Here is a 6,814-nt window from a genome sequence, read left to right as displayed (position 1 = left end):
CGTCGCTCAGACTATCCAGGAACCAGCCCTCGTCCGGATCCGGGTCGTCCGGATTAAGGTCCGCATTCAGACTCTCGACAAGGAACCGGGCGAGGCGATCGTTGATCCGCGTGCCATCATCTTCGCCAGGGATAAGCCGGGGCTCGCCTCGCGGATCCCGGATGACGTGCTGCCGGTCACGGCCGGGGCGGGCGAGGAACAGCGTCCACTGTGACGACGGGTTCATGGCCTTCTCCTTTCGTCATTGGACGGCCGCGGAGGTCCAGGATCATCCCCGGCCGACCGAGAAAGTGACGGCGCATCACTGTGCTCCTGCGCCCCTGGACCTGCTTAGGTTTTGGTTCACAGAGTCAAGAACGAGTTCTGAGCCTTTGCGAGCAATCGCTGGTGACAATTCTCGTTCTTGTCCCCGTTCTCCACGAGATTCACAGGGATTGACCTCTCTTCAGAACCCTGATGACCAGAAAGAGCAGGCTCGCCCCACGACCATCTCCACTTCGGTCCAGACTGTGCGACTCCGGCGGCCCCCGATTGAACCCAGACGGGTCGGACAACGCTAGTCTGGGCTGATCTCAGTCGATCCAGGCGGCGTGACTTCGATGCCGATTGGGCATTTCCCGACGGAGATGATCCGCATGGTGTGTCCCAGCGGCAAGGTCACTTCTTGGGTTGTCACGGTCTGCGGAGAAGGCGCGCTGTAGAGAACGAATGCCTTGCGCTTGGCTTCGAGCTCCTGCTGCCAGAAGACATAGAACTCCCGGCCGACCAGGACCTTCTTGCTGGCCAGCAACGGCCTCATCCGGGAGCTGAGCGGCGCGTCGTCGACCCGGAAGCCCGTCGCTTTGAGCTGGATGAGCAGAAAGGCAGCATTGCGTTTGGGTCGGCCCAAGCCGGGTGATCTGAATCACGCTGCCATCCGCGGAGCCCCACGGCGCCTGCTGGACTGGTTCTGCTTTGCCCCTGGTCGTGGGAGCGCCCCGACCAGAAGGACAAGATTCTGCGCAACCTCCTCGCACGCAGGTCGCAGCTTGGGATCAGCCATTACTGAATGGAACCGCATCCTATAGATATGCTCAAGAAGGGAACAGGCATTCACCAAGTCGTCCGCCATCTCGTAATAGGACGAGTTCTCGATGAGGAATGTCCGGCATCGCTGCACGCTGCGCCGAAGATCATGATGCGCAGCATCCAGGTCCTCGGTGCGCAAACCACGTCCACTCAGCGCATCTGACACACTAATGTTGAATCCATCTGACAGCATTCGGGCGACATGAATGAGAGCATCGCCACAGGCCCGAGCCTTCTCATTTCCCTGCTTGTCCAGCCGAATTCGAACAGAGATCAACGTAGATTTGGCTCGTGCCAAATCATCCTCGACAACGTCGCACGCGCGACGATCCGTCCACCAATTGCACATGCGATTTTCTGGGAATCACTCTGGAGGTTGAAGATCCAGGAATTGGAGTGTTTGCCACCGGATGCAAGCAAGAACGACTATCAAATCGACCTCTGCGACACCATGATCAAGCTCGCTTGAATGTGGCCTAAGCAGTTGCTTGTGTCTCTAATGACTTGTCCGGCAATGAAGCCCTTCAATTAAGTTGACGGTGTCTTCCGACGGTATCTCGATTAATGTGACTATGCCCCTGTGAGAGGGCCCTGCCATGGCACCGGCTACGAACTTCCTGTAAAGATTCTTATTCAGCCGCTTCGCTGGTTTTGTCGCGGATCCGGATCAAGGGCGAGAAAGAAACAGGTCCGTCGTGTCACACTCATGCGGTGAGCAGGTAAACTGCTCGACCGCCGGCGTCTGCCGTTTGCAGACCGAGATCGCCTGTTGCCTGTGCATTTGGTGGGTCATGGCAGTGCCGCCCAAGATCACGCGGGTCATCATAACGGACTAGGATCAAAGCATCGGCCGAACATGCTCAGGCGGATTGAGCGTACTTGCCCGTCATTGCCTCAATTGCCTCAAAGCTCCTTGTGAGCGTTCGCCATAGGTTGCCGATCTCCTCCGATCCGGACGACCTGGAACTGAACTCGTTAACACCGGCGCCGTGGGCCAGGGGGAGCGACAGTTCAGGGCTATGAGTAATCTGACCGCCCCATGTCGGAACATCGAGCGCCTGCATCGCCCCTCGTGCATCCGTCACCATCGGGTCATCCGAGCCATTCTTGGCCGGCGCGGCGTTGATCACCACCGCATATGGCTTTTTCAGGTCACGGCAGATCTGGATCGTTGCCTGCACCGCGTCGACATCGAACAGCCCCGGACGCATTGGGATCACGACAAGATCGGCGTGCCAGATCGCCTCGGCCACTGCGGTTTCGGCATTGGGCGGCGTGTCGATCAAGACCCATTCGATCCGATCGCGCCGCGCCTTCGCCAATGTGGCCGCGAGATGCTTGGTGCCGACGTGGAGCGAAAGATCCCCCGCGCCCCGAACCTCGTGCCAAAGAGCTAAGGATCCCTGAGGGTCTGCATCAATCAGGAGCGTCGGCCGAGAATGCTCGGCCATATAGCTCCCCAAATGCGCAGCAAGGGTGCTCTTTCCAGAACCGCCCTTGCGGGAAGCAAAAACCAAAACATTCATGCCAGTTCTCCCAATCTGGGCAAATCGATTGTGATCGCGATTACGAGGCCGTAATTGCGTTGGAACGCGTACCGAAACCAAACGAGGCGCATGAGCGCGCCCCGCTTGTTGTCGTGGAAAGACCTGCTCGCTGTCCCAGATCGATCAGGCAATGCATAGTCGCGCGCGTATGGTTAACAGAAGATTGATTCCGGCCACGGATTGATGATCTCATTCCATAACCGCGTATCCAGTATTCTGTGTCCCTGAGGCGCTCACGACCAGCCAGGAGATCCGCCGACATACGGACAAAGGCCCGTCAGTGGCAGTCTAGAATCTAGTTCAAATATCCAGAAACGCCGGTGGTTTCGTTAAGAGTTCTTAACCACATCGAACCAGCGGTTCTCGAATCATAAAGCCGGATCGCGAATCGAACTTCGGTGCGAATACTAGGCGATCTCGAATTCAGTGCGTAACTTCTAATCGCCCGGAACCGGGCTTTTACATGCGAATTGATTCGGCCTTTTCAGCTAAATGATTCTGCGCAAAGAAGTTTCCCACCGCTGAATCGATCTATTGTGAATGGATTCTTGACGCGCGACTCCACAGCCAACTCAGAATCGGGCATCTCTCGATATGGCACGAGTGTAACGGGTGGATGCCATGCCTGACGCCAAGCAAGCCGAGCGCGTTCAACGCTTCCGCAAATCTCGCCGGGAACGGGGCGATCGGGAATTGAACGTCTGGATACCTGGGCTTCTCGGGGCTGCGATCGACCAAGCTGTTGAGAGCGGCCGGTTCAAGACACGCCAGGAGGTCATCACCCATGCGCTCGAGACCATGTTCGCCCAGAAGGATCGAAATGTCGTGACGTAAACCAGGCAAAGCAAAAGGCCCACGAAGCTGGAAACTTCGAGGGCCTTTGGAGAACCACCGAGGGGTGGTCATAAGCGATTGATTTGCACCTTCCTTATGACATCCCGACAAACTGACTGTCAAGAGCATCGGTTTCGGTGAGCGCTCCCGTTTTGCCCTCAACATGGAGGGTACGATGCAGCCTGCATCGTCAGGAGGCCGGCGGCTGAGACATGCTGCTCTGGCCGCGAGAGAACTTGCGCTCGAAGCCGGGCGCACGGTGACGCGAAAAGAACTATCTGCGGCAGCTCGTGAGGCTGCCAAGGCCCTGGAATTGCGGAACGGGCCCCGATCGGTCCTGTCCGAGCTGGTCGCCTGCTGGGGTGAGCAGGAATGGGAGCGGCTACTGGTCTGGCCGTCCAACGACTACTTGGTTACTCGGACCGGGTTGTCCGAGAGGGGGATCCGCAAGGCATTCCGTGTCCTCATCGATCAGCAACTGATTATCCCCAAGGAATCTCCCAACGGGAAGCGCTACGCCGTCAAAGACTTAGCTGGCGAGATTGTCGACGCCTTTGGTTTCGACCTGACCCCCGTCTATGCCAGGCGAGGGGAGTGGGCCGAGCGTCTGATCGAGCAGAAGCAGGCCCGGGAAGCCCGCAAGCGCACTTTCGACGAGATTACGATCGCCAGACGAGCCGCCCAGGAGGCGCTCGGGAGCCTGTCACGGGAGTACCCTGATCTCGATCGCTCCGACCTTGAGGAGCGGCTGAGAGGGCTGCTGGCCCGGACTCCGTTGCGCAGCACGAAGGCCATGCCGATCGACATTCTCGACGAGTGGAAATCCCTCAGGAGTGCGTGTGAGGAATCTTATTATCGAGCAGGCTATGGCGGAACTACGTGCCGTCACACTAATAACAACAACGGATCTCCTAGTGAGACTTGTAACAAGGGCTTTCCGAAGAAAGCTGAGGCGGTTCTTCATACCGAACAAACCTCGGAGCACCTATCACCGGAATTGATCCTTGAGGCATGCCCCACCCTTAGCGACTACGGCCAGCCCATTCGGGATCTGGCAGACATTGTGTCGGCTGGCCGCTATTTGCGAGCATCCCTCGGGGCGCATGAAAGCGCTTGGGCTGAAGCCGTTGAGGACATCGGCACCACCAGGGCGGCCATCGCGGTGATCTACGTCCTGCAACTCTACGAGGACGACGTCGCCAAAAACGGCGGGGAGAGCCGGATCAAGAACCCTGGCGGCTACTTCCGCGCGCTCACCCGCATGGTGAAAGCCGGCAAGATCGATCTCGCCGTCGAGCTTCTGGCCATGAGGAGGCGAAGAATGTCATAGGAAGAGAGTTCGTGCGCGGCGCGATGACGGATTGGCCAGTGTGCTTCGGCTCAGAGAGCAGCGGTGGTAGGGTGCATCACGAACGTGAATCGTTGGTGCTGAATGGATTCAGGACTTTGATTGGACCTCGTCGAGGTGCCTGCGCGACACTGGCGCATGGCTCAAGACACGATCCAATTTCTGGTCCTGCACAGGTGCGATCCAAGCTGCAATATGGCTCGCTACTATGTCCTTTCGATTGAGCCTAGCCTGTTTGGGGATGCGACCCTGATCCGGGAATGGGGCCGTCTGGGTCGATCAGGCTAGCGCAGGGTCGAACTTTATGAAACCCAGTCATGTGCAAGGGAAGCTCTTGAGACCTGGCTCGAGCGAAAGTGCCGACGTGGCTACGCGCTCAGAGACGGGTAGGAGGATTGCTGTGACCGATGCAGAGAGGGGCGCGATTTCGTACGCTGAAGTCAAAGCTACGGAGGCTGACCGATTGTGCCGTAGCTTTGCTGAGTCGATTCGGTGATAACGAGAACCTTCAATCGGATATTGGTGGAATTATCCTTCACCTCAGCTCATCGCAACGATTGCCCTTAAGAGAATTGGCCGCGATCAGCCGTGATGCTAGACTCTCGTCCATGACACAGATGGCCGACGAGATCCGCACCCTCATTGCAGATCTTTATGATGATCCTGAGGACTTTCTGAAGAGACCTCACCAGTGGTTCGGCGGACGTTCGCCGGACGAGCTCATGGCGACTGAGGCAGGCCAGTTCCTGCTCCTGAAAGCTCCTTCGCGGAGAAGACCACATGCTGCCCGTTGAAGGGGATCCAGACTTTCAATCCAGCCTCGATCACGCCATCGACCAGGAAGTCTCCCGCCTTGAGGAGCAAATTGAGCAGCTTAAGTCTCTCAAAGGATCTGGGCCGGAGATCACCCCTTTCATGGAGAGGGTGCAAGAGGTCTTCGGTGAGCGGAGTGTGATCTGGTTGATCAGGCCCAATCAGGTTCTTCAGGCCATCCCTCTCGATCTGATCAGGCAGGGTAAGACGGACCGCATCCTCCGGCTTCTCGGCCAGATCGAACACGGAATACCCCCATGAATGCAGAAAGAGAGCCAGCTCATGAGGCCGTTTTCGGCAGCCCTGAGTGGACGGCGGCATTCAAGGATGCCGTCAAGCAGGCCATATCAGAGGCCGTTGAGGAGCACCTCAGGGCAGGCAACCCCGTGTACTTCACGGACGATGAAGGGAACATCTGTGAGATGTCACCGGACAGAAAGGTCCGAAATCTCTCCCGTGCGGAAGTTGAGCAGATCATCTCCCAATAACCGATGTTTCGAATGAGACAGAATGTCGAGATGCTAATCCGGCGCGAACACCGAGATCTTCCTAGTCACTCGGCCCCATAGCCTCGTGCAATGTCCATGACATCCCTGATGCGACCTTCCATGAGGGCTTCAAGAGGGGCACGCCCATCGAGTGCATCGTCTGCGACCAGGAGCCATTCGAGACGCATCCAGTCGGATCGGAGTGGCATTGCCTCCAGGCTGGCAGCAAGACCTTCGACAATCCCATCAGATGTGAACTGGCAGGCTGGGTAGCCGTATCTGCCTTCACTCCGTACCGCGATCAGCGCTCCTGCTTTGTGTTGATCCTCGACTGCTTCCTCAGAAACATTGAGGAGTGATGCAACCTCCGGAAGCGTGTACAGGCCACCAGCCATTGCAACCAGTTCCGTCTTCCGGGCAAGTCCTGCATCTGTGAGGGTCTGTGTTTCGGATCGCATCAGTTTCACCTCGGAGTGTGGGCCGCAGCTTTAATTGGAAGGTAGCCCGAACGACTTGGCATGTCTGGATACGCTTATAATTACCCTTAAGACTGGTGGAGTGTCCGTCTCCACGCAGCCCATATTGTCAACTTCTAGAGCATCGGACTGAAAGGTAGATTCAAGAGGTTTCGGTCCGGTCTGAAGTGCGATTCCCTTCTGAGAACAGGAGGTGGATCATGACCCAGATGGACCGGCCGTGCGTCGCAAGAGACTTTC

At 57.4% G+C, this 6,814-nt stretch carries 11 protein-coding genes; 8 read left to right on the top strand and 3 right to left on the bottom strand.

The window, feature by feature from the left end; genetic code table 11:
* On the top strand, window positions 1-214 hold a 214-nt coding region (locus ACS5Q1_RS45715; protein WP_473104428.1), incomplete at its 5' end, for a hypothetical protein.
* Between the two features lie 342 nt (window positions 215-556).
* Here the strand turns inward: ACS5Q1_RS45715 and ACS5Q1_RS45710 are convergent.
* On the bottom strand, window positions 557-889 hold the full coding sequence (locus tag ACS5Q1_RS45710; protein ID WP_473104427.1) for a hypothetical protein: 333 nt from the start codon (window positions 887-889) through the stop codon (window positions 557-559).
* Between the two features lie 381 nt (window positions 890-1,270).
* Between ACS5Q1_RS45710 and ACS5Q1_RS45705 the strand changes: the two genes are divergently transcribed.
* On the top strand, window positions 1,271-1,537 hold the full coding sequence (locus ACS5Q1_RS45705) for a hypothetical protein (RefSeq protein ID WP_473104426.1): 267 nt from the start codon (window positions 1,271-1,273) through the stop codon (window positions 1,535-1,537).
* Between the two features lie 391 nt (window positions 1,538-1,928).
* Here ACS5Q1_RS45705 and ACS5Q1_RS45700 read toward each other — a convergent pair whose 3' ends face one another.
* Complete coding sequence (locus tag ACS5Q1_RS45700) at window positions 1,929-2,594, bottom strand: AAA family ATPase (RefSeq protein WP_473104425.1); 666 nt, start codon at window positions 2,592-2,594, stop codon at window positions 1,929-1,931.
* 642 nt (window positions 2,595-3,236) lie between these two features.
* On the opposite strand from ACS5Q1_RS45700, the gene ACS5Q1_RS45695 reads away from it, so the two are divergent.
* From ACS5Q1_RS45695 to ACS5Q1_RS45670, 6 genes are all read left to right on the top strand, one after another.
* Window positions 3,237-3,449 carry a hypothetical protein gene (locus tag ACS5Q1_RS45695; protein ID WP_473104424.1) on the top strand — a complete coding sequence of 71 codons (213 nt, stop codon included), beginning with the start codon at window positions 3,237-3,239 and terminating at the stop codon, window positions 3,447-3,449.
* A gap of 175 nt (window positions 3,450-3,624) precedes the next feature.
* Entirely contained in the window at window positions 3,625-4,779 is a 1,155-nt protein-coding gene (repC, locus tag ACS5Q1_RS45690) for a plasmid replication protein RepC (RefSeq protein ID WP_473104423.1), read from the top strand.
* Window positions 4,780-4,935: 156 nt separating this feature from the next.
* A complete protein-coding gene (locus ACS5Q1_RS45685) occupies window positions 4,936-5,085 on the top strand; it encodes a WGR domain-containing protein (protein ID WP_473104422.1) in 150 nt (49 codons plus the stop codon).
* A gap of 320 nt (window positions 5,086-5,405) precedes the next feature.
* The gene (locus ACS5Q1_RS45680) at window positions 5,406-5,591 is read left to right on the top strand and encodes an antitoxin Xre/MbcA/ParS toxin-binding domain-containing protein (protein WP_473104421.1); all 186 of its coding nucleotides are present in this window, start codon (window positions 5,406-5,408) and stop codon (window positions 5,589-5,591) included.
* Complete coding sequence (locus tag ACS5Q1_RS45675; protein ID WP_473104420.1) at window positions 5,578-5,871, top strand: MbcA/ParS/Xre antitoxin family protein; 294 nt, start codon at window positions 5,578-5,580, stop codon at window positions 5,869-5,871. Before ACS5Q1_RS45680 ends, ACS5Q1_RS45675 begins: the two co-directional genes overlap by 14 nt.
* On the top strand, window positions 5,868-6,098 hold the full coding sequence (locus ACS5Q1_RS45670) for a hypothetical protein (RefSeq protein ID WP_473104419.1): 231 nt from the start codon (window positions 5,868-5,870) through the stop codon (window positions 6,096-6,098). The genes ACS5Q1_RS45675 and ACS5Q1_RS45670 overlap by 4 nt, the downstream gene beginning before the upstream one ends.
* A 65-nt stretch (window positions 6,099-6,163) precedes the next feature.
* Here ACS5Q1_RS45670 and ACS5Q1_RS45665 read toward each other — a convergent pair whose 3' ends face one another.
* Window positions 6,164-6,556 (bottom strand): hypothetical protein, encoded by a 393-nt coding sequence (locus tag ACS5Q1_RS45665; RefSeq protein WP_473104418.1) that lies wholly within the window; start codon window positions 6,554-6,556, stop codon window positions 6,164-6,166.
* Window positions 6,557-6,814 lie beyond the last annotated feature (258 nt).

The organism is Microvirga sp. GN3 (assembly GCF_055792825.1).
This window is presented reverse-complemented; position numbering and strand designations above follow the sequence as displayed.

Bases quoted from the DNA above. Each gene is read 5' to 3' on its own strand.
- ACS5Q1_RS45705 (WP_473104426.1), top strand. From the start codon at position 1,271: ATGAATGAGAGCATCGCCACAGGCCCGAGCCTTCTCATTTCCCTGCTT.
- ACS5Q1_RS45700 (WP_473104425.1), bottom strand. From the start codon at position 2,594: ATGAATGTTTTGGTTTTTGCTTCCCGCAAGGGCGGTTCTGGAAAGAGC.
- ACS5Q1_RS45695 (WP_473104424.1), top strand. From the start codon at position 3,237: ATGCCTGACGCCAAGCAAGCCGAGCGCGTTCAACGCTTCCGCAAATCT.
- repC (WP_473104423.1), top strand. From the start codon at position 3,625: ATGCAGCCTGCATCGTCAGGAGGCCGGCGGCTGAGACATGCTGCTCTG.
- ACS5Q1_RS45685 (WP_473104422.1), top strand. From the start codon at position 4,936: ATGGCTCAAGACACGATCCAATTTCTGGTCCTGCACAGGTGCGATCCA.
- ACS5Q1_RS45680 (WP_473104421.1), top strand. From the start codon at position 5,406: ATGACACAGATGGCCGACGAGATCCGCACCCTCATTGCAGATCTTTAT.
- ACS5Q1_RS45675 (WP_473104420.1), top strand. From the start codon at position 5,578: ATGCTGCCCGTTGAAGGGGATCCAGACTTTCAATCCAGCCTCGATCAC.
- ACS5Q1_RS45670 (WP_473104419.1), top strand. From the start codon at position 5,868: ATGAATGCAGAAAGAGAGCCAGCTCATGAGGCCGTTTTCGGCAGCCCT.
- ACS5Q1_RS45665 (WP_473104418.1), bottom strand. From the start codon at position 6,556: ATGCGATCCGAAACACAGACCCTCACAGATGCAGGACTTGCCCGGAAG.